Below are 27,000 nucleotides of genomic sequence, written 5' to 3' on the forward strand. Positions count from 1 at the left end.
ACCAGTCACACCAGTAACACTGGTTTGTCCGGATATACCAAGAAAAAAATCAAACCAAGCGGCGATCCGCCGCCCACCGCGACAGCTCGTACCGGTTGGACATCTGCAGCTTGCGCAAGACATTCGATACATGGGTCTCGACGGTCTTGATGGAGATGTAGAGCTCCTTCGCGATCTCCTTGTAGGCATACCCGCGCGCCAGCAGCCGGAGCACCTCGCGCTCGCGGTTGGTGAGCTGGTCGAGCTCCGGATCGGCGACGGGCGCGTCGGGGCGCGCGGCGAACGCGTCGAGCACGAACCCGGCCAGGCGCGGGCTGAACACGGCGTCGCCCTCGGCGACCCGGCGGATCGCGGCGGCGAGCTCGTCCGGTGAGATGGTCTTGGTGACGTACCCCCGTGCCCCGGCGCGGATCAGCCCGATGACGTCCTCGGCGGCGTCGGAGACCGACAACGCCAGGAACTTCACCTGCGGCCGGGACCGGCGCATCGCGTCGAGGACCGCACGGCCGCCGCCGTCGGGCATGTGCACGTCGAGCAGCACGACGTCGGGCTCCAGCGCGGTGATCTTCTGCACCGCCTCGGCGACCCCGCTCGCCTCGCCGATCACGTCGACGTGCGCGCCGAGCTCGGCGCGGACACCCGCCCGGAACATGGCGTGGTCGTCGACCAGGAACACCCGCAGGCGCTGGGTCTCGTCAGTCATCACTTCTCCGTATCGATGGGCAGGCTCAACCGCACCTCGGTGCCGTCGCCCGGTGTGCTGCGGATCTCCGCCTTGCCCCCGTGCCGCCGCATGCGGGCGAGGATCGAGCCGCGGACGCCGTGCCGGTCGTCCTCGACGGCGGTGAGCTCGAAGCCGATCCCCCGGTCGCGGACGAACACGCTGACGCGGTCGGGCTCGACCTCCGCGTACAGCGAGACGGTCTCGACCTTGGCGTGCTTCGCGGCGTTGACGAGGGCCTCCCGGGCGGCGGCGACGATCGCCGCGACCCGCTCGTCGACGTCGACGTCACCGACGACGACGGTCTCGACCGCGATCGCGAACGTGTCCTCGACCTCGGCCGAGGCCTCTTCCAGGGCGGCGCTGAACTTCTCCGTCGGCGACGCCGTCGGCTTGTACAGCCAGTTTCGCAGGGTCCGCTCCTGCCCGCGGGCGAGGCGATGGACCTCCTTGACGTCGCCGGCGTTGCGCTGGATCAGCGCCAGGGTGTGCAGCACCTGGTCGTGCACCATCGCGGCGAGCTCGGCCCGCTCCTGCTCCCGCACCCGCGCCTCGCGCTCGGTGCTGAGCTGGGTGAACATGCGGTAGAGCAGCGGGGCGAGGGCGAGGCCGACCCCGGCGAGGGCGACCGCCGCGAAGCCGAGCCCGTAGCCGATCGAGGCGAGCGTCGCGCCGGCGAGCGGTACACCCACCACGAACGTGCCGATGATGCCGACGACGACGAGCAGGCCACCCCCGATGAACCGCACGAGGTAGGACTTGCGGTTGTTGTCCATGACGGCGCCGAGCCACGGCATCCCGGGGACCGTCGCCGACCAGCGCTCGCGGCGCTTCGGGTCGGCCTGGTGCCAGATGATGCCGGCGCCGAGCGCGATGACCGCGGCGAGCCAGCCGATCACCGCCTGGATGCCGTCGCTGGGCCCCGCCATGAGGACCAGCAGGACCATGCCGACGCCGAGCGCGAGGAACGAGAAGAGCTGGTTGACGTTGCGCCGGCTGGACTGCACGTGCGGCGGCATCGGCAGCACCGCCCAGAACGCGGCGTAGAGCAGCGCGCCGAGCCCGTTGAACGCCGCGAGCACCACGAACGCCACCCGCACCAGCACCACGGAGGCGCCCAGATGCGCGGCGATGCCCGCGGCGACCCCCGCGACGACCCGGTCCGCGGGCTCGCGGTAGAGGCGGCGGATCGGCACTGGGCTGGTCATGAGGCTCGTCTCGGTCGGTGCTGGGCAATGCGTTCCATCAGATCGTCACACGCCGGCAGCGGCCCGGACCACTCCGAGCGACCCCGGAACCGGCAAATCAGGGTGGCGTCAGGGTCTATGCCTGAGGCGGACAGCACCCCGCGTCGGCGACGATCGGTGGCATGACGAACCCGCCTGCCGCCGACGAGCCGGCGGCCGTGAAAGCAACCGCAGAAGATCAAGAGCCGGATGGTGTACGCGCAGCGCCCAGCTACGCGGCGGACTACCTCCCTGACGACTCCTCCGACGCCGACGCCGACCGGTCCGACCAGGTGAGCGCCTCCCCCGTGAGTGCCGCCCCGGTCAGCGCCGCGCCCGCCGGCCCGGATCCGGTCGACCCCGCCCCCGTGAGTGCGCCGCCCGCCAGCGACGCCTCCGTGAGCGACGCCTCCGTGAGCGGCGCGCCGGCCGATGACTCGCCGGTCAGCGGCGTGCCTGTGAGCGCGGCGCCGGTGAGTGCCGCGCCGGCCGGTGCGCCGCCCGCCGACACGCACGATCCGGCCGCGGAGGCGCCGACGGTCCCCGCCGGGCCGAGGCTCGATCTGACCAAGGTCGAGCGGGACGAGCCGGTGTCCGTGCCGCCCGCCCCTGACACCACAGCTGTCTTCGAGGCTCCGGCGGCCGCTGATGTACCGCCGTCCGGTGGCACCCCGCCCGGTGGCTTCCCGCCGGGCGCACCCGCCGGTGCCGGTCCGGCCGGGCCACCGCCCGGCGCCCCCGCGGGAAGCGGGCCGTTCGCGGGTGGTCCGGGACCGAACGGGCCCGGGGGGCCGGGCGGACCAGGGGGACCCGGCGGACCGGGCCCGTTCGGAACGGCGGCCGGAGGGGTGCCGCCGTTCGGCAGCGGGTTCAACCGGAGCAACCTCGTGCGGCCACAGCAGGGCCGGTACGTCGCCGGCGTCTGCGCCGCGATCGGGCGGGCCACGAACACCGACCCGACCCTCTGGCGGGTCATCTTCGCCGTGCTGACACTCGCCGGCGGGGTCAGCATCGTCGCGTACCTGCTGGGCTGGCTCCTGCTGCCCGCCGAGGGCGACACGGGCTCCCCGCTGGAGGCGCTCCTCGGCCGGGGACGGTCGACGACGTCGGCACCGGTCGCGATCGTGATCGGCGTCGGCGCGGTGCTGGCGTTCCTGCTGGTGATGTCGCGCAACGTCGGCGCCGCCGCGGTCGGCCTGGCCGTCGTCATCGGCGTGGTCGCGCTGCTCGTCCGCGGGCAGGGCAACCTGCCGCCCGGCCCGCAGCCGGACCAGCCGGGCGGTCCGTTCGGCGACCGGCTCGGCCCGCCGCCCGGCCCGTTCGTGCCGCAGGCGGCCCCCACGGCGCCGTTCCCGCCGCCGGTGCCGCCGTTCCAGGCCGCCGCCGCACCGTCGTACACCGGCGGCGGCAGCGGACCGGGGACCGGGGCGCCGCAGGTGCACCCGGCGTGGCAGCGGCACCAGACGGCCGCGACCCAGCCGGTGTTCGCCCCCGCCGCGCGACCGATCGTGCCGCCGGTCCCGCCGATGCCGCCCATGCCGCCGACGGGGTACCGGCCGCCGTTCGCGCCGCACGGCCCCTTCGGCGGGCAGAGCCCCTATGCGGCGACGCTCGGTTACCAGACCGGCGGGCCCGGCACGCCGTATCCGGGGCTCGCCCCGAAGCCACCGAAACCGCCGAAGCCGCCGAAGCCGAAGTCGCGCCTCGGCCGGGTGATCTTCTCGCTGATCTGCCTGGCCCTGGGCGTGCTCGCCGCGCTCGAGGTGACCGTCGCCAACTTCCTGGTCAGCACGTTCTTCGCGGTGCCGCTCGCGATCGTCGGGCTCGGCCTGGTGGTCGGCGCGTGGTTCGGCCGGGCCCGGCTCATGATCCTGCTGGGGGTGGTCCTGAGCCTCGCCCTCGCCATCTCGGCGGCGTCGACGGTCGAGGGCAGCCCCGCGAAGGACTACGACAACATCAACGTCAACCCGACGAGCGTCAGCGAGCTGGACCAGGAATACCGCACCGACTTCGGCAACGTCCACGCCGACCTCAGCCGGGTCGACTTCACCGGTGAGGACGTCGACATCAGGTTCAGCGTCCGGTACGGCGGCAACATGGAGATCATCCTGCCGCCGGACGTGGACGTCACGATCCAGGTCCGGGTCGAGGGCGGCGACTGCCGCATCCTGGGCCGCGAGTGCGGCGGGTTCAACCAGACCAACCAGTTCACCGACCTCGGCGCCGACGGCGCCGGCGGCGGCAAGCTCCACCTCGACCTCGATCTGCGCTACGGCAACCTGGAGGTGACCCGGTGAAGCCGCACCGCACCGATGGCCTCTCCCTCACGTTCGGCCTGATCTTCCTCGGCATCGTGGTCGTCTGGCTCTTCAACCAGGCGGTGAACGTCAACCTCAACGCCGGCTGGATCGTCGCCGTCGGCCTGATCGTCTTCGGCCTGCTGGGCCTGCTCGGCGCGCTGCGCTCCGACAGGTCTCCGACGTCGTCGGGGCCGCCCGCGCCCGACTCGGACGACATCGACTAGACACGGAATATGCTGGGCCGGCGGGGATCGTCTCCCGCCGGCCCAGTCTCATTTTGAGGAGCCCTTCAGACATGACCCAGTTTCCCGTTGGCGGCGCGTCCGGCGTGTCCCGCCGCCCGATCCAGATCGGTGACCGCGCCGCCCGGGTCCTCGCCTCCGAGCTCGCCCGTCACGGCGGACCCAAGACCGGCCTCCTGGTCGGTGCCGCGGCCGGCTCCGCCACCCTGGCCGCCGCGATCGACGCGCTGCTGCCCGACGACCGGCTGACCGTCGTGTCCGGTTCGACCGGCGCGGCCGCGGCGCTGCGCGAGCACGTCGAGCGGCAGGGCCGCTGGGTCACCGACCGGACCCGGGTCGTCGAGTCCCTCGCCGAGGCCGAGCCGGCCGACGTGGTGATCCTGGCCGAGCCGCTGTCCGGCGGTGCCGACGAGGCGCGGGGCGTCCTCGCCGACCTCACCAAGCTCGTCACCTCCGGCGGTGTCCTCACCGTCGTCGTCCCGGCGACCCGCCTGCCGAGCGGCGCCGCCGACGAGGTGGAGCGCCAGGCCGCGCTGTATGGCGTGGGCAGCGACCTCGTGCTGCGCAACGTGCCGCCCGTGCGGGTGCACCGCCTGCGGCACACCCCGGCCCACCACGCCGCGGCGCACAACCTGCTGCCGGCGCTGCGCCCCTCCAGCGTCCCCCTCACCCGGGGCATGAACATCGACTCCAACGGTGTCGCCGCCGCCGGCATCGCGCTCGGCCTCGCCGCCCTCGCCAAGGCCGCCCGCCCGAAGTCGAAGCTGTGGCTGGTCCCGGCCCTGGCCGCCGCCCCCGTCGCCGCCTTCTTCCGCGACCCGCAGCGCGACGTGCCGGACGACGCGAGCGCCGTGGTGGCCGCCAGCGACGGCAAGGTCCTCGGCGTCGAGCGCATGCACGACAAGCGCTTCGGCGACATGGAGTTCCTGCGCATCGCGGTCTTCCTGTCCGTCCTGGACGTCCACGTCAACCGTGCCCCCGTCGCCGGCAAGGTCGTCGACTACTTCGTCGAGGACGGCGGCTACGCGGCGGCGATGAAGCCGGAGGCGGAGCACAACGTCGCGGCGTACACGCTGCTGGAGACCGCCCACGGTCCCGTCGCGGTCGTGCAGCGCACCGGCCTGATCGCCCGCCGCATCGTGCAGCGCGCGCCGGTCGGCTCGCTGCTGGCCAAGGGCGAGCGCTTCGGCCTGATCCGCTTCGGCTCCCGCACCGACGTCTACCTCCCGGCCGACAAGGCCGCCCCGGCCGTGGCCCCGGGCGACCGCGTCGTGGGCGGCTCGACGGTCATCGCCACCTGGCTCTGACCCACCAGCTCGTCCCGCACTGAGGTCGCACCGCACCGAAGGACGGATCCGGTCCCCGGCTCCGTCCTTCGGCCCACCCTCGGGCGCGGCGCGGAACGGCGCTCCCGCAGGAGGTCATCTTTCTGCTGGAGCACCCATACGGGGACAGAAGCCCTATTTCCGTGCATTCACCCATCGTGAAGAGGCCGCCGTCAGGGGCGGCGGCGAGGCGAAACGGAAGCGCCCCGCGTCCGGGGGCACCGGAGGCGGGGCGCTGGTGGTGCGGGAAGTGCGTCAGGCGGTCACGTCGTGGCGCTGGCGGAGCCACAGGATCGGGCCGCTCACCAGATACGCCAGGACCACGGCGACGAACGTCAGGCGGAAGTCGACCAGGGCGCCGACCACCGGCAGGACGAACAGCCACGGCGGCAGCTTCGCCAGGCGGGCGAGCTTCGCATACGGGAAGCTGGACACCATCGCCAGGCCGAGCAGCGCCACGCCGGCGACGCGCAGGACCGGGGGCATCTCCGGGGCGATGAGCGTGGCGAGGGCGAGCACCGCCGCGCACATCGTGGTCGGCACGCCGCAGAAGAAGCGGCCGTCCTTCGGGGAGACGTTGAAGCGGGCCAGGCGGATCGCGGCGCAGGCGGCCACGAGGGCGCAGGCGGGCATCAGGACGGCGGCCGGGGCCGAGTCGTTGAGCCACGAGTAGACGACGACGGGCGCGGCCAGGCCGAAGGAGCACATGTCGGCCAGGGAGTCCATCTGCGCGCCGAACGGGCTGGCGACGCCGAGGCGGCGGGCCAGGAAGCCGTCCATGCCGTCGAAGATGACGCAGGCGATCAGCAGGGTGGCCGCGATGCGGACGTCGCCGTGGTTGACGGCGACGAAGATCGCGCACAGGCCCAGCACGAGGCTGCTGATGGTGCAGGCATTGACGAGGGCGAAGCGGATGCGCCGGGCGACGGTGCGCTCGCCGGGCAGCAGCGGGATGCTCAGACCCGGCCCGTCGTCCGGACCCGCGGCGAGCGGTGGGACGGCGGGGCTGACCGGGGCGACCGACACCACGTCACGTGACAGTCCGTCACGACGACGCATACGCAGGCGTGGCAGCCGGACCCTGCCCTGGCGGGCGTCGGTCTCGGCCGGTGGCGGGATGAGCAGCGAGGTTGCGCCGGCGACGTTACCGTCACCGCGGCGACCGACCCGCCCGGCGAAGAGCACCTGGCGCGCGAGCGAACCGCTGCGTCGCAGGCGTCCTGCCCACTGTCTGCTGCCTCCGGGGCGCGGACTGTCCGTGGTGCGTCGTCGCTGCCAAGGTGTGCTCGGCACTGATCCTCCATGCAGGAACGGGGTTCCCACGGTCGCATTCCGGGGTCTTTTGCCCCGCTGTGTCCGTCTTCGCGAGACTGCCTCGCGATCTACACCATCGCATATCGTGTCGCGCTTGGCGATGGCTCAGATAGGAACCCGCCTAGAAACATGCTCTTCCAGGGCTGACATCGGACTACTCAGCGTAGTCCGAAATTCACCTATAATTTATCTTAACGACCACGATCACTGTCCCGTCGCGGAAGTGAGGCGGCCCACTGCACGACCTCGGTGACCTGAAGCCCGGGCAGCTCGGCCCGGTCGAACCAGGCGGCCGCCGCGGTGGACCCGCCTGCGGCCTCGGTCACTCTCGGTGGCGTCGGCGACGGCACCAGGACGCGGTAGAGCGCCCGGACCGCGTGCCAGTTGATCGGATACCCCTCCGGGCCGATCGCACCCGGATTGCGCCGGTGGGTGACGCCGAGCAGCTCGGTGATCTCGCCGTGCTGGGCGGTCTCCTCGACCAGCTCGCGCAGCAGAGCCTCGCCGGGCTGCTCGCCGGGGTCGGTGCCGCCGCCCGGCAGGTGCCATTTGCCCGCGCCCGGGTAACCGGGGGAGATCCGGGTGAGCAGGACCCGGTCGGCGGGGTCGGTGACGAAGCCGTACGCGGCGAAGCGCTGCCCGGTCGGCAGCCCGTTGGGGTCGGGGCGCTCGGTGAAGTCGCCGACGGCCGCGCCGACCGCCTCGGCGACCTCGAAGACCACCCGGTCCTCGTGCAGCTCGGGGGTGATGACGGCGTGCACGTCGAGCACCGACAGCACGACGATGGACAGGTCGGCCTGCTCGACGAAGTGCCGGACCATCGCGGTCGTGGGGCTCTCGCCGTGCCGGATCGGTCCCCCGACGTCGTCGGTGCCTCCGGGCCGGCGGCCGTACACGGTGATCACCCGGGATGCGCTCATGGCGCTCAGCGTAGGCCCGCCCCGCGCAGCGCCTCCTCGGTGACCTCCGTCAGCTGCAGTTCGTCGAGGTCCTCGGGGTCGAACCAGCGGGCATCCGCGGTCGACCCGCCGACGTCGTGGATCACGGGGCGGCTGGAGCGGGCCACGTGGACGCGGTAGAACGCGCGGACGCCGTGCCAGTCGATCGGATACCCCTCCGGACCGAGCTGGGCCGCGTCCCGGTGCGAGGCGACGCCGAGCAGCTCGACGATCCGGCCCTCCTGTCCGGTCTCCTCGACCAGCTCGCGGATCAGCGCGACGCCGGGCTGCTCGCCGAAGTCGGTCCCGCCGCCGGGGAGGTGCCAGGAGCCACCGCCCGGATACCCGTCGGAGATGCGGGTCAGCAGGACACGGCTGCGCCGGTCGGTGCACACGGCGTAGGCCGCGAACCGCTGGGCGCGGTGCAGCCCGTCGGGGCCGGGCACCGCGTAGAAGGACGGCACCTCGGGCACGCCGTCGGGGCGCAGGTCGACGGCGGCCTCGCGCAGGCCGAGCGCGTCGGCGGTGAAGCGGCGCAGCGGCAGCTGCTCGGCCTCCTCGCGGGTGACCCAGCGGGCCAGGTCGGTCGGCTGACCCACCCGGTCGCGCAGCGCGCCGCCCCGCACCGTGACCTCGTAGATGAGGCGGTCGGTGTGGATCGTGACGCCGCGGTCGGGCAGCGCCCGCATGTCGGCGAGGACGTCGCGCAGCCGGGACACGGCCACGGACAGGCCCGTCTCGGCGGCGGTCTCCCGCACGACGGTGTCGACGGGCTGCTCACCGTGGTCGACGGCACCGCCGGGCAGCGACCAGACTCCGGGCGTGCCGGACTTCGCCGACGCCCGGACCAGCAGGAACTCGTCGGAGTCGGCGATGACGCAGTATGCCGCGATGCGTCGGAGCGGCTGTAACGCTGGAGTCACGGAGATAAATTGTCCGGCAATTCCAGCCGCTCGCAAGGGCGACAGACCCGTGAAGGGGGATTCATTCCCATTCAATGGTGCCCGGAGGCTTGGACGTAACGTCCACGACCACCCGGTTGACCTCCCGGACCTCGTTTGTTATCCGGGTGGAAATCTTCGCGATCAGCTCGTGCGGCAGGCGGGACCAGTCGGCGGTCATCGCGTCGTCGCTGGAGACGGGGCGCAACACGATCGGGTGACCGTAGGTGCGGCCGTCGCCCTGGACGCCGACGCTGCGCACGTCGGCGAGCAGCACCACCGGGAACTGCCAGACCGACCGGTCCAGCCCGGCGGCGGTGAGCTCCTCGCGGGCGATCAGGTCCGCGGCGCGCAGGATGGCCAGCCGCTCCTCGTCGACCGCGCCGATGATCCGGATGCACAGGCCCGGCCCGGGGAACGGGTGCCGCATGACGATCTCCTCGGGCAGGCCGAGCGCCGCGCCGATCGCGCGCACCTCGTCCTTGAAGAGCGTCCGCAGCGGCTCGACCAGCGAGAACTTGAGGTCGTCGGGGAGCCCGCCGACGTTGTGGTGCGACTTGATGTTGGCGGTGCCGGTGCCGCCGCCGGACTCGACCACGTCGGGGTAGAGCGTGCCCTGGACGAGGAACTCGACGTGCTCCTCCGCCTCCAGCTCGCGGGCGGCCTGCTCGAAGACCCGGATGAACTCCCGGCCGACGATCTTGCGCTTCTGCTCCGGGTCGGTCACACCCGCGAGGGCACCGAGGAAGCGCGCGGAGGCGTCGACGACCTTCAGCGTGATACCGGTCGCGGCGACATAGTCCTTCTCGACCTGCTCGGCCTCGCCGGCACGCAACAGGCCATGGTCGACGAAGACGCAGGTCAGCTGGTCGCCGACGGCCTTGTGCACGAGCGCGGCGGCGACCGCGGAGTCCACCCCGCCGGACAGGCCGCAGATCACCCGCTTGTCGCCGACGCGGGCCCGGATCGCCTCGACCTGCTCGTCGATGATGTTGTTGGACGTCCAGGTGGGCTCGATGCCGGCGATCTCGTAGAGGAACCGGCGCAGCACCTCCTGGCCGTGCGGAGTGTGCGCGACCTCCGGGTGGAACTGCACGCCGGCGAGGCGGCGGGACACGTCCTCGAACGCGGCGACCGGCGCGGCCGGCGAGCCCGCGGTGACCGTGAAGCCGGCCGGCGCGGCGGTGACGCAGTCGCCGTGGCTCATCCACACCGACTGCGCGTCGGGCAGCCCGCGCAGCAGCACGCCACCGCCCTCGGCGATGCTCAGCGGGGTGCCGCCGAACTCGCGCAGGCCCGTGTGGCTCGCCTCGCCGCGCAGCGCGACCGCCATCGCCTGGAAGCCGTAGCAGATGCCGAAGACCGGCACGCCGGCCTCGAACAGCGCCGGGTCGACCTGCGGGGCGCCCTCCTCATACACGGAAGAGGGACCGCCGGACAGGACGATCGCGGCGGGGCGCTTGGCGAGCATGTCCGCGACCGGCATCGAGTGCGGGACGATCTCGGAATACACGTGCGCCTCGCGCACCCTGCGGGCGATCAGCTGCGCGTATTGGGCACCGAAGTCGACGACGAGAACCGGCGGCGGCGTGGTCATGCGACGAGCCTAGTCGGCGCCCCGACGTGACCTGCGCCTCAGGGTTGCTCCTGCCTCGTTCGCGGCGGGTGTACGGCGGTGACCCGCAGCGCCGCGGGTGCCGTCGCGGGCACGGCCGGGTGCACCGGCGGCACGGCGGCCACCGGGCGGTAGGCATCGCCGAGCGGTGGGCGCTGGTCGGGTTCGCCGAGGTTGGGCCACATCGACATGGCCCGCTCCGCCTGGGCGGTGATCGTCAGCGACGGGTTGACGCCGAGGTTGGCGCTGACCGCGGCGCCGTCGACGACGTGCAGGCCGGGGTGGCCGTAGACGCGGTGGTAGGCGTCGACGACCCCGCGCTCCGGCGAGTCGCCGATGGGCGCGCCGCCGAGGATGTGCGCGGTGATCGGGATGTTGAAGACCTCCGACCAGCTGCCGCCGGCCATCCCGCCGATCTCCTCGGCGAGCAGGCGCACGGCCTGGTTGCCGGCGGGGATCCAGGTCGGGTTGGGCTCGCCGTGGCCCTGCGAGGTGGTGAGCTTGCGGCGGCCGGTCCAGCCGCGCCGCAGCCGCACGTCGAGCGAGTTGTCCAGCGACTGCATGACCAGCGCGATCACCGTCTGGTGCGACCAGCGCCGCACGGACAGCACCCGGGCGTGCCGGATCGGGTGCCGGAAGAACGCGCCGAACCAGCGCAGCGGCCGCCACGGCCCGCCGTCGGTCAGCACGGTCTGCAGCAGGCCCATGGCGTTGGAGCCCGGGCCGTAGCGGACCGGCTCGATGTGGGTGTGCGCGTCGGGGTGGAACGAGCTGGTGATCGCCACACCGTCGGTGAAGTCGACGTCCTTGCGCAGGGAGCGGGCGCCGACGATCGACTCGGAGTTGGTGCGGGTGAGCGTGCCGGCCCGCGCCGACACGCCGGGCAGGTGGCCGTCGGCGCGCATCCGCAGCAGCAGTTCCTGCGTGCCGAGGGCGCCGGCGGCGAACACGACCTGCGCCGCGTGGAACGTCCGCCGGTCCCGCCGGCGTCCCGTGCCCCGGGTGTCGACCCGGTAGCCGCCGTCCTCAGGTCGTACCGACGCCACCGTCGTCAACTGGTGGACCTCGACGCCGAGCCGCTCCGCCAGGTGTAGATAGTTCTTGACCAGGGTGTTCTTCGCGCCGACCCGGCAGCCGGTCATGCACGCGCCGCAGTGCTCGCAGCCGTGCCGCAGCGGACCGGCGCCGCCGAAGTACGGGTCGACGCCCGACCTGCCGAAGTACACCCCGACGGGGGTCTGGTGGAAGGTGTCGCCGACGCCCATCTTTTCCGCGACCGCCTTGATCGCCACGTCAGCGCGGGTCATGCGGTGGTAGACGCTGACGCCGAGCATCCGTTCGGCCTGGTCGTAGAAGGGGGCGAGCTCGGCGCGCCAGTCGGTGATGCCGCGCCACTGCGGGTCGTCGTAGAACTGCTCCAGCGGCCGGTAGAGCGTGTTGGCGTAGATCAGCGACCCGCCACCGACGCCGGAGCCGGACAGCACCAGCACGTTGCGCAGCAGGGTGAGCCGCTGGACGCCGAAGCAGCGCAGGGCCGGGGCCCACAGGAAGCGCTTGGCGTCCCACGACGTCTTGGGGAACTCGTCGTCGGCGAAGCGCCGCCCGGCCTCCAGGACCGCGACCGAGTAGCCCTTCTCGGCCAGGCGGAGCGCGGTCACGCTGCCGCCGAAGCCCGAACCGATGACCACCACGTCATATCGCACGCCTCATGGTGACTCACGGGTAAGTTACTGGGAAGTACCAAGTCCGGCATCGGCCGGTGTCAGTTTGCCCGGAGCGCCTCCCCGGGTGGCGGCGCCGGGTGCGGCACACTGTGGCCCATGGCGAGACTTCCCGGCGGCCTGGCCGCCTGGCGTGGTCGCCGGCTGCTGCGCGGTGCCGGCGGCCCTGACACCGCCACCGTGAGCGTTCCCGTGGGCGCCGTCAGGCACGCCGCCCTGCACTCGCTGGTGATCGAGGCGGCGAAGTACGCGGACACGCACCCGCCAAGGGTCGCTCTCACGGGATCCGGCACGGTCCGGGCCGCCGACGGGGTCCTGCACGTCGGGCTGCCCCTGGTGTGGGGGCTGCCCGCCGACCACCTGCGCATCGTCCTGGCGCACGAGCTGGCGCTGCCGGACACGAAGCACCCCGACCTGGTGCGCGACCTCCTCGCCGCCGACGGCGCCAAGGTCCTCGCCGCGACCGGGCCGCTGCGGGCCGCCGTCGAGCAGGTCCGTGACGCGGCCGCGATCGCCGCCGGCGGTGGCGGGCTGTCCGGCGTCGAGGACGCCGCCGCGGCGCTGCTGCGGGCCGCGACGGTCGAGGCGGCGTTCGCCGCGTTCGCCGCGAGCGAGGGCCGGCACAGCATCACCCGTGACACCGCGGCGAAGGTGCCGGTGCGGATCGCCGACCGGTCCCTCGCTACGGCAACGTCTGCGGAGGTCACGGTGCGGATCGCTGACCGGTCCCTCGCTGCGGCAACGTCTGCGGAGGTCACGGTGCGGATCGCTGACCTGCACGCCGGCTGGCGGCTGCGGCTGGAGCGGTGGGGCGCCCCGGCGGTCGACGGCGGCGCGCTGCTCGACGAGGTGCCGCGGCGGCACCCCGGACTCGCCGCCGACCTGCGGGCGCTGACCGAGGTGCCGAGGCCCGGACTGGCCGGCGACGCCGTCGTCCTGGACACGCTGACCGCCGACGAGGAGCTGGCCCTGGCGGCCGAGGTCATCGACGGTGACGGGGACTGGACGCGCTTCGAGGAGCTGCCCGTCGAGGTGTACGGCGCCGAGGTGGAGCGGCAGGCCCGCGAATACGTCCAGGCGGTGCGCACGGTCCTCGGCCGTGACCCCGACGGCCGTGCCGAGCTCGCCGGGACCCTGCTGCGCCGGCCCGTCGACGTGGAGCGGGCCCGCCGGGGCGAGACCGGCGACGGCCACGACGACCAGGATCAGCCCGCTCCGCCGTGGATGGGTGTCGTGCTGCTGTCGGTGCTGGTCGAATCCACCCTGCTGGGCAAGGGCTGGCGGCGGGAGCACCCGCTGGTCGCCCGCCGACTCGTGTCGACGGGTGGCGAGGTGCTCGACCTGAACGAGCTGTACCAGCGGCCCGACGAGCTGCGGGAGCTCTTCGCTACAGGCTGAGCGTCGGGGTCGCCGCCAGCTCGACCGGGTGGATCACCAGGTAGCCGTTGGGGGCGTGCTGCTCGACGACGCCGGCCGCGAGCTGGTTGTAGCCGCTGCCGTCGAAGCGGATCCCGTTCCACGGCATGACGGTCTGGGTGGCCGGCAGCGACATCTGCTGGACCGCGTTGCGGATCACCGGCGGGCTCAGGTCGCTGACGGAGTTCATCGCCAGGGCGAGCAGCATCGTCGCGGTGAACGCGGCCGCCGCGACGTCGGTCATCTTGGTGTGGAACGTCTGCTCGAAGAGGCCGCCGACGACCCTCGCGATCGGATTGCGCCCGGCGAACTCCCCGGACCAGCCGGTGGCCCGCAGCACCTGGTTGTTGCCCTTGACGGCGTCGAGCGCGCCGACGCCCGGGCCGAGCGCGATGACCGGCGCCTTGCCCTTCAGCCGCCCGGCGAGCTCCACCGCCGCGCCCGCCTCCTGGGCGCTGGTGACGATCGCGATGACCGCGTCGCCCTTCTCGACGAAACCGCTGTCGCCGGCGCCGTCGGCCCCCAGGGTGATCTGCTGCTTGCCGCCGGCCTCGTAGCCGGCGGCGAGGCTGAGGTCCTCGATCGAGGCGCGCACGCTGGCGATCTCGTCGCCGGTGGCGCCGCTGGCCTTGCCCGAGGCGGTGATGATCCGCTTGAACTTGTCGCTGGTGTCGCGCTCCCGGTACAGCAGGGCGAGGGCGGTCGAGACCACCTGCCGGTCGCTCGGCTGGATGCGGAAGTGCGCCGCCCGGTTGAGGTCGACGAACGTGTCCGCGGTGCTCAGCGCGTCGACGAGCGCGACGCCGATGGTGTCGGTCTCGCGGCCGGCGGGCGCGGCGACGTCGAGGGTGTCGGCGAGGACCAGGCCGACGGCGCCGTCGTGCACGAGGCGCGACGCCTCCTTCTCGACCTTCTCCGGCGCGCTCTCGGTGTTGCCGACGACGAGCGTGAGCTTGGTGCCGCTCTTGAGGCCGGCGCCGGCGCTCAGCGGCAGGGGGATCGGCAGGTCCTTGAAGTCGTTGTTGACCAGCTCGATGGCCAGCTTCGCGCCGAGCTGGGCCTGCTGGCCGATCGCGGCGTTGGGCCCGGTCGTGGAGACGAGCAGGCCGATCGCGACCGTCGCCGGGACCTTCGGCGCGGGGCTGCCCTTGCTCGTGCAGGCGGTCAGGAGGAGCGCCGTGACCACCGCGAACGCGGCCACAACGGGCCGGCGGCCGAGGATGTGCACGACAGGTGGCTCCTTGGGACGCGCGGCTGGTCGGACGGTGCGTATCCTTCCCGTCTGGTCGATGCGTTTCAACCCCGGAGTCGAGCTTCGCGTAATGTGACCTGCACCACAATGACGTGGTTGGAGAGATGTCGCAACCCTGGTTTGATAAAGCTCGCACGCTGCCCAGGCAGCGCGATGACGCATGCGAAAGGTGTGAGGGGTGCAGACCTTCGCTTCGCCACCTTCATCGAGGGCTCCCGCCGTCGTCATGAAGGTGAACAGCCACCGGCGGCGCAGGCCAGGGGAGCCGCAGCGGCGCAGCGCGTCGCTGTTCCGGGTCCGCGACTGGCGGGTGCCGACCAAGCTGGCGGCCGTCCTCGTGCTGCCCGCCGTCGCCTTCCTCGTCATCGCCGGCGTGCAGATCAACGCCTCGGTGCAGGACGCCTCCAAGCTGGACCAGTTCGCCCAAGGGGTCAAAGTCGGCCGGCAGCTGACCAATCTGATCCACTACCTGCAGCTGGAAAGGGACCGAACGGCTGGAGTTCTCGCCAAGTCGACCACCGTCCAGGCGACGAGTGGATCGACTTCGAGCAATCAGGAACTGTCGGCCAACTACGCGGCGACGGACGCGGCGCTCGCCGCCTTCTCCCAGGCCGCCCGCCCGCTGCTGGCCAACCCGATCTTCAACCAGTCGCAGAACAGGGTGAGCGCCGACTTCGCGGACCTCTTCCTGGTGCGGGAGGGCGTGAAGCAGCGGTGGCTGCGCGAGGAGGCGGTCTTCGACCAGTACTCCTCCACCATCCAGCACCTCTTCGAGCTGGTCCCCGACCGGCCGGACATCGGCGGGGACTCCCAGTCGGTCACCGAGGTCTCCTCCCTGATGGACCTCGCGCAGGCCAAGGAGCTCAAGGACCAGCTGCGCGGGCGGATCTTCGCCGCCGCGAGCGCGGGCAAGTTCGCCCCCGACGACTTCGAGAGGTTCTCGGAGATCCAGGCCCGGCAGGTGGCCGCCGTCGAGCGCTTCCGCGGCTCCGCCAGCCCGCGGCACCTCGCCCTCTACGACCGCAACCTGCGCCAGACCTCGGTCGGCACCGTCGCCCGGCTCCAGCAGCAGGTCATCTCCCGCGCCCGGGGCGCCGCCGTCGGCGTGACCCCCGAGGAGTGGTGGCTGGCCGCGACCAGCGAGCTGGACTACATCCGCACCATCGAGCAGGAGCTGCTCGAGGACGCGATCGAGGGCGCCGCCCAGCGCAGCGCCTCGCAGCGCACCGACGCCATCGTCGCCACCTCGGTGATCGTGCTCGTCATGCTCGTCGCGCTGCTGCTGTCGTGGCTCATCGGCCGGTCCATGGCGCGCTCGCTGCGGCAGCTGCGGGCGCAGGCCCTCGACGTGGCGCAGCACCGCCTCCCCGAGGCCATCCAGCGTCTGCGGACGCTCCCCCGCGGTGAGACCGTCACCGTCGACACGACGACACGGGTCAGATCCACCGACGAGATCGGTGAGGTCGCCGACGCGTTCACCGCCGTGCACCGCAGCGCGGTCAGCCTCGCCGTCGAGCAGGCCGTCATGCGGCGCAACGTCAACTCGATGTTCGTCAACCTGGCCCGCCGGTCGCAGACCCTGGTGGAGCGCCAGCTGCAGCTGCTCGACCAGCTGGAGTCCGCGGAGACCGACCCCGACCAGCTGGCCAACCTGTTCCGCCTCGACCACCTCGCCACCCGCATGCGGCGAAACGACGAGAACCTGCTCGTCCTCGCCGGCAGCGAGGCGACCCGGCGGTGGGCGCAGCCGGTGTCCCTGTCCGCCGTCACCCTCGCGGCGATGGCGGAGATCGAGCAGTACGCGCGGATCCGCCACGACGTCGCGACCGACATCTTCGTCGTCGGGCACGCCGTCGCCGACATCGTGCACCTGCTCGCCGAGCTGCTGGAGAACGCCACGACGTTCTCGCCGCCGGACACGGTCGTCACCGTCGCCGGCTGGCCCGCGAAGCAGACGAAGGAAGCCACCATCGTCATCGAGGACCGCGGCCTCGGCATGACCGAGTCCGGCCTCGTCGACGCCAACGACCGCGTGTCGGCCCCGATCGCCATCGACGTCGCCGCGTCCGAGCGGATGGGTCTCGTCGTCGTCGGCCACCTCGCCGCGCGGCACGGCGTCCAGGTCCGCCTCGACGCCACCGACGAGGGTGTCACCGCCTACGTGACCCTGCCCGCCCGCCTCCTCGCGGCCCCGCCGGAGGGTGTCGGGCTCTACCACGGCAGCGGCAACCGCATCGCGGGCATGTCGCGCCTGCCGATCTCCGCCGACGGCGAGGGCCGTCCGGGTCCCGGCGTGATCGCCGTCGAGGACGCGCCGACTGCGGTCCTGCCCGCGCTGCCCGGCCGGCCCAACGGTGCCGGGGTCGACGGGGACGTGCCGGCGGTCGCCGCGCCGCCGCTGCCGGGGGCGCCCGTCGCGCTGCCGACCTGGCCGGTCGCCTCGTCCGCCACCAACGGCGCCGCGGCCGCACCGGTCTCCGGCGGTCCGGTCCCGGGCAGCGCCGCTCCGGGTGGGCCGGTGCCGGGGGCGCCCGTTTCCGGAGCGCCTGTCTCCGGGGTGCCGGTGTCGGGTGCACCGGTGTCCGGCGTGCCCGTGTCAGCGGTGCCGGTGTCCGGTGGATCTCCGCGGGTGCCCGTCTCGGGCCTGCCTTCCAACGGCGCCGCCAACGGTGTCCCTGGCGGCGCCGTTCCGGGCACGCCGGTGTCCGGCGTGCCCGTCTCCGGGATGCCTGTCTCCGGGATGCCTGTCTCCGGAGTGCCCGTGTCCGGGGTGCCGGGTGCTGTCGCGGGTCCGGTGCCGGGCGCCGCCGCGGGTGCCGCCGGAGCCGGGGCCGGTGCCGTTCCGGCGCAGCGGGCCGCGAACGGTGGACCCGCCGGGACCTCGCAGCGCCGCGGGCCGAGCCGGGCCGAGGACATCATCGGTGCGGCCGCGCGGGGCAACGCCGCACCGCCCGCCAAGGGCACCCGCTGGTGGTCGCGGGGCGGCGCGGGCGACGCGCCGGCTCCGTCGGCGCCGGTGGTCCCGGCGCAGCGCACCCCGGTGACCGCGGGCACGAGCGCCAGCGGCCTGCCGATCCGGGTGCCGCTCGCCCAGCTGCCGGGTGACACCGGGCAGGCGAACAGGCCAGACGTGACGCAGCCGCTCGTGGTCGCGTCGCACACCGAGCCGGACCCCGCGAGCGTCAGCAGCATGCTCACCCGGTTCTACAGTGGCGTGCACCGGGCCGCGAACGAGGACGAGGTACCCACGGTGCCGATCAACGATCATCGAGGGAGCACGGCGTGACGCTGAGCCAACAAGCACGGGACCTGAGCTGGTTGATCAACGCCTTCACCGAACGGGTGCCGGGCATCGCGCACGCGGTGGTGGTGTCCTCCGACGGCCTGCTGGTCGCGGTGTCCGACCATCTGCCGCGCGACAGCGCAGACCAGCTGGCCGCCGTGACGTCGGGCCTGGTGAGCGTCACCAGCGGCGCCGCCCGCATCTTCGACGGCGACGAGGTCAAGCAGACCGTGGTCGAGATGGGCCAGGGCTTCTTCCTGGTCATGACGATCCGCGACGGCTCGATCCTCGCCACGCTCGCCGGCCGCGACGCCGACATCGGCGTCGTCGGCTACGAGATGGCCCGCCTGGCCAAGCAGGCCGGCGAGATGCTCACCCCCGCCCTGCGCGCCGAGCTCCAGCAGGCCCTCCCCCGCTGACCCGGCCCTCATGATCCGGAAGACTTCTTGCCGTCAGGGCGACAACAAAGTCTTCCGGATCATGGAAAACGGGCAGGAGCGGTCAGCGGTCGAGGAGCAGGCCGACCTTCTGGAACTCCTTCAGGTCGCGGTAGCCGCACTTGGCCATCGCGCGCCGCAGGCCGCCGAACAGGTTGAGCACGCCGTCGGGGTCCTCGGAGGGCCCATACAGCACCTTGTCGAGCGTGCCGAGGGACTCCTCCGCGGAGCCGAACGAGCCACGCGGCAGCTTCGGGTGGCTGGCGGCGGAGTGCCACCAGGCGCCGCCGGCCGGGGCCGACGTGCTGCGGGACAGCGGCTCGCCGACCATGACCGCGTCGGCGCCGCAGCCGAGGGCCTTGGCGATGTCGCCGGACGTCTGCAGGTTGCCGTCGGCGATGATGTGCACGTAGCGGCCGCCGGTCTCGTCGAGGTAGTCGCGGCGGGCGTCGGCGGCGTCGGCGATGGCGGTGGCCATCGGGACGCGGATGCCCAGGACCCGGTCGGTCGTCGACCACTCGTCGGCGCCGATGCCCACGATGACGCCGGCCGCGCCGGTGCGCATGAGGTGCAGCGCGGTCTGGTAGTTGGTGCAGCCGCCGACGATGACCGGCAGGTCCAGGTCGGCGATGAACTCCTTGAGGTTGAGCGGCTCGTCGGTCGTCGACACGTGCTCGGCGGAGACGAGGGTGCCCTGGATGACCAGCAGGTCGACGCCCGCGTCGAGGATCACCGGGGCGAGCGCGAGGGTGTGCTGCGGCGAGACGCGGACCGCGACCGTGACGCCGCCGTCGCGGATCTCCTTGACCCGCTCACCGATGAGCTCGGGCTTGATGGGCTCCGCATACACCTCCTGGAGGCGCCGGGTGGCCCGCGGGTCGTCTTCCAGCCCGGAGAGCTCCTCCAGGATCTTGGTCGGGTCGGTGTACCGGGTCCAGAGGCCCTCGACGTTGAGCACGCCGAGCCCGCCGAGGCGGCCGAGCTCGACCGCGGTCGCGGGGCTCATGATGGCGTCGGAGGGGTGCGCCACGCACGGGATCTTGAACGGGTACGCGTCGAGCTGCCAGTTGGTCGACACGTCGTCGACGTCACGGGTGCGCCGTGTCGGGACGATCGCGATGTCGTCCAGGTGGTAGCCACGCCGGGCGCTCTTGCTCAGCCCGATCTCGACCACGTCACGCATTTCGGCTCCTGCCATTGCTTGGGCCCCTGAAGCAGCGGGCCAGGGGTGTCTACCGCGAGTGGTAGTTGGGTGCCTCGACGGTCATCTGGATGTCGTGCGGGTGGCTCTCCTTGAGCCCGGCCGCGGTGATCCGGATGAGCTGGCCCCGCTCGTGCATGTCGGGGACGGTGGCCGCGCCGACGAAGCCCATGCCGGAGCGCAGACCACCGACGAGCTGGTGGGCGACCGCGGAGAGAGGACCGCGGAAGGGGACCTGGCCCTCGATGCCCTCGGGCACCAGCTTGTCGTCGGACAGGACGTCGTCCTGGAAGTAGCGGTCCTTGGAGTAGGACCGGGCCTGGCCGCGGGACTGCATCGCGCCGAGCGAGCCCATGCCCCGGTAGGACTTGAACTGCTTGCCGTTGATGAAGATCAGGTCGCCGGGGCTCTCCTCGCAGCCGGCGAGGAGGCTGCCGAGCATCACCGTGTCGGCGCCGGCCACGATCGCCTTGGCGATGTCGCCGGAATACTGCATGCCGCCGTCGCCGATGACGGGCACGCCGAGCGGCGCGCAGGCCCGGGAGGCCTCCATGATGGCGGTGATCTGCGGCACGCCGACGCCGGCGACGACGCGGGTGGTGCAGATGGAGCCCGGTCCGACGCCGACCTTGACCGCGTCGGCGCCCGCCTCGGCGAGGGCCTTCGCGCCCGCATAGGTGGCGACGTTGCCACCGACGACGTCGACGGTGGTCTCCTTCTTGAGCCGGACGACCATCTCGACGACCTGCCGGTTGTGCCCGTGCGCGGTGTCGACCATGACGATGTCGAGCCCGGCGTCGATGAGGGTGCGGGCGCGCTTGTAGGAGTCGTCGCCGACCCCGACGGCGGCGGCGACCCGCAGGCGGCCGGCGTCGTCCTTCGTGGCGTGCGGGAACTTCTCGCTCTTGGAGAAGTCCTTGACCGTGATGAGGCCGCGGAGCTTGCCGGAGCTGTCGACGATCGGCAGCTTCTCGACCTTGTGCTTGCGCAGCAGCGCGCGGGCCTCGTCCTTGCTGACCCCGACCAGCGCGGTGTAGAGCGGGGCGACGGTCATGATGTCGCGGACGGGCGTCGCCGGGTCGGACACGAAGCGCATGTCACGGTTGGTGACGATGCCGACGAGCTGGCCCGCGGCGTCGACGACCGGGACGCCGGAGATGCGATACCGGCCGCAGAGCTTGTCCACCTCGCCCAGCGTGTCGTCGGGCGAGCAGGTCACCGGGTTGGTGACCATGCCGGCCTCGGACCGCTTCACCAGGTCGACCTGCTGCGCCTGGTCGTCGATGGACAGGTTGCGGTGCAGCGTGCCGATGCCGCCCTGGCGCGCCATGGCGATCGCCATCCGGGCCTCGGTCACCGTGTCCATAGCGCTGGAGACCAGCGGGATGCGCAGGGTGATGTTGCGGGTGACGTGGCTGGACGTGTCGACGGCGCTCGGCACGACGTCGGACTCGCCCGGCAGCAACAGCACGTCGTCGAAGGTCAGGCCCAAAGGCAGCACGTCAGGTCGCGTCGAGAAATCCATGAAGCGCATCCCAGCTCTCGGTCGTCCGGCGGGTGCGTCTCATCGTACTTCCGCCCCGACGGCGCACCCCTCCGCCATCGCCGGACGTGCCCTGGCTTACTACCGCTCTGCATACCGAGCCCCACACGCGCGGGTATTAGGGCTACCGTTGAGGCGTGCACGAAGAGCCCATCGACCCGTTCGCCGGTGACCCGGCCGATCCTTCGGCCGAGCTCGACGACAGCGGTGCCGACGACCCGTTGACCGCCGCCGAGCGCCAGGACGTTCTCGAGGACCTTGCCGACCTCGAGATCTACCAGGCGCTGCTCACGGCGATCGGCGTCCGTGGGCTCGTCATCGAGTGCGAGGACTGCCACGAGCCGCATTACTTCGACTGGGACCTGCTGCGGGGAAACCTGAAGCACCTGCTCACGTCGGGCCGGCCCCGGGTGCACGAGCCGGCGTTCGACCCCGACCCGGACCATTACGTCACATGGGAATACGCGCGGGGTTACGCTGACGGGGTCCATGACGCACTCGCGAGCGCCACGGACGACAACGAAGGCTGAGTTCGTCAGCGCCCTCGTTTAGGTTTGCCGCGGGTGGGGTACCGACGCGGCATGGCACGCGACGCTAGCTCACCAACCCGGCACGGAAGGCCGCCGCTACGGCGTGTGCCCGGTCGCGTGCTCCCAGTTTCCGGAACAGCCGGCGAGCGTGCGTTTTGACCGTGTCCTCGGAGACGAAGAGCTCCCTGCCGATCTCGGCGTTGCTCTTGCCGTCGGCCATGCCGCGCAGCACCTGCAGCTCACGCTCGGTCAGTTCGACGCGCCGCCGCGGCGGTTCGCCGGGCATGTCGCCGCGCTGCTGCGGCACGCCCGCACCCGCGACGCGCGCGTTCGGCAAGCCCACCGCGGTCCTCGCCGCCCCCGGCAGCCCTCGGCCCGCCGGCAGCACCCCAGCGGCCTGCTGGGCCGGCGAGCCGACCCGCGCGGGCAGCACCGGGTCGCCGTTGCTTCGGCCGACCTGGCTCAGCACCAGCAGCACCGCCTTGGCAAGGGTCGTGACCGGGTCCGCCGTGTCGACGCGGATGACCGCCCTGGCGCCCGCCGCGATCGCCGCGGCCGCCGCGCGCGGCTCCTCCGTGCCGAAGAAGACCACCGTCGAGCCGGGCGACACCGCCAGGACGCGGCGGGAGAACTCCGCGCTGTCGGGCCGGGCAAGGGTCGGGTCGGCCAGCACCAGGTCCGCGGGCTGCTCACTCAGGCGGGCCAGGGCCTCGACCATCGTGACGGCGGTCCGCACCGCGTGTGCCACCCCGAGCCTGGCCGCGGCTGCGGCGACCGTCTGTGCCGCGACCTGTGTTCGCACACACACCAAAATCGTACGCACCGTCGTGCTCCTCTCTCTCAAAGAGAGAAACACGAAATGGCGAGATCTAGACGTGGTTTCGCCGCGATTGGCCTACGAGAAATTGACCGACGACATCCCGTTACCTGCGGCGGTCTCGCGCGTTGTACAGGGATTGTGCGACGCACGAATTCCAGTCCGCAAGCTAGGAAGGAGGGGCGAATGACGAATGTGACTCGACTGCCCGGCCCGATCGCGGACGTGTGGGACTGGCAGCGTCTCGGTCTGTGTCGCGGACGGGACAGCGCGCAGTTCTTCCACCCGGACGGTGAGCGCGGCGCGTCACGCGGCCGGCGTGAGACGGCGGCGAAGAACGTCTGCCGGGCGTGCCCGGTCCGCGCACAGTGCGCCGCGCAGGCCCTGGCGACCCGCGAGCCGTACGGCGTATGGGGCGGCTTCAGCGAGGGCGAGCGGCTGCGGCTGCTAGCCGTCGGCTGGGAGGACTGCGCCGGACGCAGCGGCACCACGGTCGACGTGCCGCAACTGGAGGCGAAACTGGGGCTGCGTCCTTCGCCCCCGCTGATCCCCTTGCGCACGGTCCGCACCCATCCGGCGCCGAACGTGCCGGCCCAGCGCCGCCGTGCCGGCGCCGACCGCTCCCGTCCCGCCGCGAGGTAGGAACCACGGTCGGGGTCAGCGCACCTCGACCTGCACCGAATGCCAACCAGTGGCGCCGTCGGGATCCGGCGGCGCCAAGGCGTCTGTCTGGGTGTCGCCGCCGTTGTCGGTGGCCCGCACCGTGATGCGGTGCTTGCCTGGCGTCGCCGTCCACGGCAGCGTCCACTGCCGCCACGTGTCGATCGACGGCACGGCGGCGAGCTTCGCCTGCTCCCAGGGGCCCTCGTCGACGCGGACCTCGACCTTGGAGACGCCGCGGTGCTGTGCCCAGGCGACCCCGGCGATCGTGACCTGCCCGGCCGCGGGGTTGCCGCCCGCGCGCGGGGTGTCGATCCGCGACTGGGTCTTGATCGGCCCTTCCCGCGACCAGCCGCGCTTGATCCAGTACGCGTCGAAATCGGCGAACGACGTCAGTTCGAGCTCGGCGAGCCATTTCGTGGCCGAGACGTACCCGTACAGGCCGGGGACCACCATCCGGACGGGGAATCCGTGCTCGATGGGCAGCGGCTCACCGTTCATCGCGATGGCGAGCATCGCGTCCCGTCCGTCGCGCAGCAGCGCGGTCGGGGTGCCGGCGGTGAACCCGTCGACGGACCTGCTCACCACCTGGTCGGCGCCGCGCTGCGGGCGGACCTCGTCGAGGAGGTCGGCGATGCGCACGCCCTGCCACTTCGCGTTGCCGATCAGCCCGCCGCCGACGTCGTTGGACACGCAGGCGAGGGTCACGTACCGCTCGATCATGGGCCGCTCGAGCAGCTCCTTGAAGTTCAGGGTGAGCGGCTTGTCGACCCGTCCGTGGATGCGCAGCGTCCAGTCGTCCGGGGACACCTGCGGCACGACGAGCGTGGTGTCGATGAGGTAGAAGTCCTTGTTCGGGGTCACGAACGGGGCCAGGTCGGGCAGGCCCGCGTCGACCTCCGGCGGCAGCGGCGCGGCGGTGTCGGGCACGGTGGGGATCCGCACGGCGGCGCGGTCGGCCTCGACGCCACGACGGGTCGCCCACCAGCGGGCCGCCAGACCGGCGACGAATGCGGCGGCCAGGGTGCCGCCGGCCGCTCGCAGGAAGAAGCGGCGCTGGTCGTACGTCTCGATCGGCGGCCGCACGAACAGCCATCGCAGGACGCCGGCGCCTGCTGCGGCCCCGACGAGGGTCGGCACGAACGCATACCAGGGTGCGTCATGCCGGGTCACCGCCGCCACCACGCCGACCAGGGCGAACAGGCCGATACCGAGATATCCGTACATGAGGCGACGGATCGCCAGAATTCCGACGAAGGCGGCGAAGACGGCGAGGATCAGCAGCGTGCCGACCTGCAGCGCCAGCTTGTCGTAGGTGTAGAACACGGCGACGGCGAAGTCCTTGACCGACGCGGGCACCGCGTCGATGACGACCCCGCCGACGGACACCAGCGGCGATGTGGACGCGCCGGTCAGGATCGCGACGACCTCGGCGACGCCGAGCGCCACCCCTGCGGCGGCCAGTCCGGCGAGCGCCGCGTTCCGTTTGCTGAGCACGGCTCCAGTCTGCGCCGTGGATCAACGCGCACCAAGGGCGGTAATCGATCCCTAAGAACTTCCGCCGGGACCCTTTTCCCATGATCGGAAGAGTCTGTGTCGTCATAGAGCCTGTTGCGAAATGGCCGTCTCACGTTCCGTGCTGAGAAAAACACGGCTGTGCGAGCCGGTCGCGGCCGATCGGTAGCCGTCGAGGGTCGCGACGACCGTCGACGAGACAGTTTTCCGCCAAAACGCAACAGGCTCCATAGCGGCACAAACTCTTCCAGATCATCAAGAACCCCGCGCAGCTCCGGGAAACGGCAAAGCCCGCGGCGCGAAGGACGCGCCGCGGGCCGAGGTGCCTGCCCTGAAGGAAGAGCCGATCAGAAGCCGGGGCCGTGCGAGTGGCCGTGACCGTGACCGTGACCGCCACCGGCGGCGGGCTCGGCGGCGGCCGGCTTCTCCACGATCAGGGTCTCGGTCGTGAGCAGCAGACCGGCGATCGACGCGGCGTTGGAGACCGCGCTGTGCGTCACCTTCACCGGGTCGACGATGCCGGACTTGACCAGGTCGACGTATTCGCCGGTGGCGGCGTCGAGGCCGTGGCCGAAGTCGAGCGCGGTGACCTTGCCGACGACGACGTAGCCGTCGAAGCCCGCGTTCTGCGCGATCCAGCGCAGCGGCTCGACGAGCGCCTTGCGAACGATCGAGACGCCGACCTTCTCCTCGCCGGTCAGGCCGAGGTCACCGTCGAGGACGGGGAGCACCTGGGCCAGGGCGGCGCCGCCGCCGGGGACGATGCCTTCCTGGACCGCCGCCTTGGTCGCGGAGATCGCGTCCTCGATGCGGTGCTTGCGCTCCTTCATCTCGACCTCGGTGGCGGCGCCGGCCTTGATGACCGCGACCCCACCGGCGAGCTTGGCGACCCGCTCGTTGAGCTTCTCCTTGTCCCAGTCGGAGTCGGAGGCCTCGATCTCCTTACGGATCTGCTCGACCCGCGCGGAGACCTCGCTCTTCTCGCCGGCGCCGTCGACGATCGTGGTGAGCTCCTTGCCCACGACGATGCGGCGGGCCTTGCCGAGGACCTCGGTGCCGACCGACTCGAGCTTGTAGCCCAGCTCGGGGGCGACGAGCTCGGCGCCGGTGAGGACCGAGATGTCCTGGAGCATCGCCTTGCGGCGGTCGCCGAAGCCGGGCGCCTTGACCGCGACGACCTTGAAGGTCTTGCGGATGGCGTTGACCACCAGGGTCGACAGGGCCTGGCCCTCGACGTCCTCGGCGATGATCAGCAGCGGCTTGTTGTCCTTGATGATCTGCTCCAGCAGCGGCAGCAGCTCCTCGATGGCGCCGATCTTCTGGGTGGTGACGAGGACGTAGGCGTCCTCGAGCACCGCCTCCTGCGACTCGGCGTCGGTCACGAAGTGCGGGGAGATGTAGCCCTTGTCGAACTGCATGCCCTCGGTGACCTCGAGCTCGGTCGTGAGGGTGGAGCCCTCCTCGACCGTGATGACGCCGTCGCGGCCGACCTGCTCCATCGCCGAGGCGATCAGGTCGCCGATGGTGGCGTCCTGCGCGGAGATCGTGGCGACCTGGGCGATCTCGGTGTGGCTGGCGACCGGGGTCGCCTTCTCCTTGAGCGCCTTCACGACGGCGGCCGTCGCCAGGTCGATGCCGCGCTTGATGCCCGCCGGGTTGGTGCCGGCGGTCACGTTGCGCAGACCCTCACGGACCAGCGCCTGGGCCAGCACGGTGGCGGTGGTGGTGCCGTCGCCGGCGACGTCGTTGGTCTTGGTGGCGACCTCTTTGACGAGCTGGGCGCCGAGGTTTTCATAAGGGTTGGTGAGCTCGATCTCTTTCGCGATCGTCACACCGTCGTTGGTGATGGTCGGGGCACCGAACTTCTTGTCCAGAACGACGTTGCGCCCGCGCGGGCCGAGCGTGACCTTGACCGTGTCGGCCAGGCGGTTGACGCCGTGCTCCAGCAGGTGGCGCGCCTCGTCGGAGAAGCTCAGGATCTTCGCCATGCGTGTGATGTCCCT

19 protein-coding genes and 2 pseudogenes are annotated in these 27,000 nt (G+C 72.1%); 8 read left to right on the forward strand and 13 right to left on the reverse strand.

What is annotated here, in order from left to right; all coding sequences use genetic code 11:
* Window positions 1-49: 49 nt before the first annotated feature.
* Window positions 50-703 carry a response regulator transcription factor gene (locus ABZS58_RS01855; protein ID WP_354776531.1) on the reverse strand — a complete coding sequence of 218 codons (654 nt, stop codon included), beginning with the start codon at window positions 701-703 and terminating at the stop codon, window positions 50-52.
* Entirely contained in the window at window positions 703-1,929 is a 1,227-nt protein-coding gene (locus tag ABZS58_RS01860; RefSeq protein WP_354776533.1) for a PspC domain-containing protein, read from the reverse strand. The genes ABZS58_RS01855 and ABZS58_RS01860 overlap by 1 nt, the downstream gene beginning before the upstream one ends.
* Window positions 1,930-2,090: 161 nt before the next feature.
* Between ABZS58_RS01860 and ABZS58_RS01865 the strand changes: the two genes are divergently transcribed.
* From ABZS58_RS01865 to ABZS58_RS01875, 3 genes are all read left to right on the forward strand, one after another.
* On the forward strand, window positions 2,091-4,244 hold the full coding sequence (locus ABZS58_RS01865; protein ID WP_354776535.1) for a PspC domain-containing protein: 2,154 nt from the start codon (window positions 2,091-2,093) through the stop codon (window positions 4,242-4,244).
* Complete coding sequence (locus tag ABZS58_RS01870; RefSeq protein WP_354776536.1) at window positions 4,241-4,471, forward strand: hypothetical protein; 231 nt, start codon at window positions 4,241-4,243, stop codon at window positions 4,469-4,471. The genes ABZS58_RS01865 and ABZS58_RS01870 overlap by 4 nt, the downstream gene beginning before the upstream one ends.
* Before the next feature lie 71 nt (window positions 4,472-4,542).
* The gene (locus ABZS58_RS01875; RefSeq protein ID WP_354776538.1) at window positions 4,543-5,796 is read left to right on the forward strand and encodes a phosphatidylserine decarboxylase; all 1,254 of its coding nucleotides are present in this window, start codon (window positions 4,543-4,545) and stop codon (window positions 5,794-5,796) included.
* 273 nt (window positions 5,797-6,069) lie between these two features.
* On the opposite strand, the gene ABZS58_RS01880 is transcribed toward ABZS58_RS01875, so the two are convergent.
* The 5 genes and pseudogenes from ABZS58_RS01880 to ABZS58_RS01900 form a co-directional block, all read right to left on the reverse strand.
* Complete coding sequence (locus ABZS58_RS01880) at window positions 6,070-7,029, reverse strand: CDP-alcohol phosphatidyltransferase family protein (RefSeq protein ID WP_354776807.1); 960 nt, start codon at window positions 7,027-7,029, stop codon at window positions 6,070-6,072.
* Window positions 7,030-7,319: 290 nt separating this feature from the next.
* Window positions 7,320-7,787 (reverse strand): annotated as a pseudogene (locus ABZS58_RS01885) (NUDIX domain-containing protein); the annotation flags it as partial.
* 266 nt (window positions 7,788-8,053) lie between these two features.
* Complete coding sequence (locus ABZS58_RS01890; RefSeq protein ID WP_354776540.1) at window positions 8,054-8,989, reverse strand: NUDIX domain-containing protein; 936 nt, start codon at window positions 8,987-8,989, stop codon at window positions 8,054-8,056.
* Between the two features lie 61 nt (window positions 8,990-9,050).
* The gene (gene guaA, locus ABZS58_RS01895) at window positions 9,051-10,604 is read right to left on the reverse strand and encodes a glutamine-hydrolyzing GMP synthase (RefSeq protein ID WP_354776542.1); all 1,554 of its coding nucleotides are present in this window, start codon (window positions 10,602-10,604) and stop codon (window positions 9,051-9,053) included.
* A 38-nt stretch (window positions 10,605-10,642) separates the two neighbouring features.
* Window positions 10,643-12,325, reverse strand: coding sequence for a GMC family oxidoreductase (locus ABZS58_RS01900; protein ID WP_354776543.1), 1,683 nt, complete (start codon window positions 12,323-12,325; stop codon window positions 10,643-10,645).
* A 117-nt stretch (window positions 12,326-12,442) separates the two neighbouring features.
* Between ABZS58_RS01900 and ABZS58_RS01905 the strand changes: the two genes are divergently transcribed.
* Window positions 12,443-13,741: a hypothetical protein gene (locus tag ABZS58_RS01905; RefSeq protein ID WP_354776545.1), complete on the forward strand. Its 1,299-nt coding sequence runs from the start codon at window positions 12,443-12,445 to the stop codon at window positions 13,739-13,741.
* Here the strand turns inward: ABZS58_RS01905 and ABZS58_RS01910 are convergent.
* The gene (locus ABZS58_RS01910) at window positions 13,731-14,987 is read right to left on the reverse strand and encodes an ABC transporter substrate-binding protein (RefSeq protein ID WP_354776547.1); all 1,257 of its coding nucleotides are present in this window, start codon (window positions 14,985-14,987) and stop codon (window positions 13,731-13,733) included. The genes ABZS58_RS01905 and ABZS58_RS01910 overlap by 11 nt on opposite strands.
* 202 nt (window positions 14,988-15,189) lie before the next feature.
* Here ABZS58_RS01910 and ABZS58_RS01915 point away from each other — a divergent pair, with 202 nt between their 5' ends.
* Together ABZS58_RS01915 and ABZS58_RS01920 are read left to right on the forward strand one after the other, a co-directional pair.
* Complete coding sequence (locus tag ABZS58_RS01915) at window positions 15,190-18,297, forward strand: nitrate- and nitrite sensing domain-containing protein (RefSeq protein ID WP_354776549.1); 3,108 nt, start codon at window positions 15,190-15,192, stop codon at window positions 18,295-18,297.
* A 2-nt stretch (window positions 18,298-18,299) separates the two neighbouring features.
* Window positions 18,300-18,713 carry a roadblock/LC7 domain-containing protein gene (locus ABZS58_RS01920; protein WP_354776809.1) on the forward strand — a complete coding sequence of 138 codons (414 nt, stop codon included), beginning with the start codon at window positions 18,300-18,302 and terminating at the stop codon, window positions 18,711-18,713.
* An 82-nt stretch (window positions 18,714-18,795) separates the two neighbouring features.
* Here ABZS58_RS01920 and ABZS58_RS01925 read toward each other — a convergent pair whose 3' ends face one another.
* Window positions 18,796-19,914 carry a GuaB3 family IMP dehydrogenase-related protein gene (locus ABZS58_RS01925; RefSeq protein WP_354776551.1) on the reverse strand — a complete coding sequence of 373 codons (1,119 nt, stop codon included), beginning with the start codon at window positions 19,912-19,914 and terminating at the stop codon, window positions 18,796-18,798.
* Between the two features lie 49 nt (window positions 19,915-19,963).
* Entirely contained in the window at window positions 19,964-21,457 is a 1,494-nt protein-coding gene (guaB, locus tag ABZS58_RS01930; RefSeq protein WP_354776553.1) for an IMP dehydrogenase, read from the reverse strand.
* A gap of 155 nt (window positions 21,458-21,612) precedes the next feature.
* Here guaB and ABZS58_RS01935 point away from each other — a divergent pair, with 155 nt between their 5' ends.
* The gene (locus ABZS58_RS01935; protein WP_327008183.1) at window positions 21,613-22,005 is read left to right on the forward strand and encodes a DUF5319 domain-containing protein; all 393 of its coding nucleotides are present in this window, start codon (window positions 21,613-21,615) and stop codon (window positions 22,003-22,005) included.
* Between the two features lie 64 nt (window positions 22,006-22,069).
* On the opposite strand, the gene ABZS58_RS01940 is transcribed toward ABZS58_RS01935, so the two are convergent.
* Window positions 22,070-22,828, reverse strand: a complete 759-nt coding sequence (locus ABZS58_RS01940; RefSeq protein ID WP_354776555.1) for a LuxR C-terminal-related transcriptional regulator — start codon at window positions 22,826-22,828, stop codon at window positions 22,070-22,072.
* Between the two features lie 180 nt (window positions 22,829-23,008).
* Here ABZS58_RS01940 and ABZS58_RS01945 point away from each other — a divergent pair.
* A pseudogene (locus ABZS58_RS01945) lies at window positions 23,009-23,356 on the forward strand (WhiB family transcriptional regulator); the annotation flags it as partial.
* A gap of 123 nt (window positions 23,357-23,479) precedes the next feature.
* Here the strand turns inward: ABZS58_RS01945 and ABZS58_RS01950 are convergent.
* Together ABZS58_RS01950 and groL are read right to left on the reverse strand one after the other, a co-directional pair.
* The gene (locus tag ABZS58_RS01950; RefSeq protein WP_354776557.1) at window positions 23,480-24,979 is read right to left on the reverse strand and encodes a molybdopterin-dependent oxidoreductase; all 1,500 of its coding nucleotides are present in this window, start codon (window positions 24,977-24,979) and stop codon (window positions 23,480-23,482) included.
* A gap of 365 nt (window positions 24,980-25,344) precedes the next feature.
* Window positions 25,345-26,985 carry a chaperonin GroEL gene (gene groL, locus ABZS58_RS01955; protein WP_354776559.1) on the reverse strand — a complete coding sequence of 547 codons (1,641 nt, stop codon included), beginning with the start codon at window positions 26,983-26,985 and terminating at the stop codon, window positions 25,345-25,347.
* Between the last annotated feature and the right edge of the window lie 15 nt (window positions 26,986-27,000).

The sequence above is a fragment of the Dactylosporangium sp. NPDC005555 genome (genome assembly GCF_040605635.1).
GTDB lineage: Bacteria > Actinomycetota > Actinomycetes > Mycobacteriales > Micromonosporaceae > Dactylosporangium.

Excerpts from the sequence above, each read along its gene's own strand:
- ABZS58_RS01860 (WP_354776533.1), bottom strand. The coding sequence starts at position 1,929 with ATGACCAGCCCAGTGCCGATCCGCCGCCTCTACCGCGAGCCCGCGGAC.
- ABZS58_RS01905 (WP_354776545.1), top strand. The coding sequence starts at position 12,443 with ATGGCGAGACTTCCCGGCGGCCTGGCCGCCTGGCGTGGTCGCCGGCTG.
- ABZS58_RS01925 (WP_354776551.1), bottom strand. The coding sequence starts at position 19,914 with ATGCGTGACGTGGTCGAGATCGGGCTGAGCAAGAGCGCCCGGCGTGGC.
- groL (WP_354776559.1), bottom strand. The coding sequence starts at position 26,985 with ATGGCGAAGATCCTGAGCTTCTCCGACGAGGCGCGCCACCTGCTGGAG.
- guaB (WP_354776553.1), bottom strand. The coding sequence starts at position 21,457 with ATGGATTTCTCGACGCGACCTGACGTGCTGCCTTTGGGCCTGACCTTC.
- guaA (WP_354776542.1), bottom strand. The coding sequence starts at position 10,604 with ATGACCACGCCGCCGCCGGTTCTCGTCGTCGACTTCGGTGCCCAATAC.
- ABZS58_RS01855 (WP_354776531.1), bottom strand. The coding sequence starts at position 703 with ATGACTGACGAGACCCAGCGCCTGCGGGTGTTCCTGGTCGACGACCAC.
- ABZS58_RS01865 (WP_354776535.1), top strand. The coding sequence starts at position 2,091 with ATGACGAACCCGCCTGCCGCCGACGAGCCGGCGGCCGTGAAAGCAACC.
- ABZS58_RS01875 (WP_354776538.1), top strand. The coding sequence starts at position 4,543 with ATGACCCAGTTTCCCGTTGGCGGCGCGTCCGGCGTGTCCCGCCGCCCG.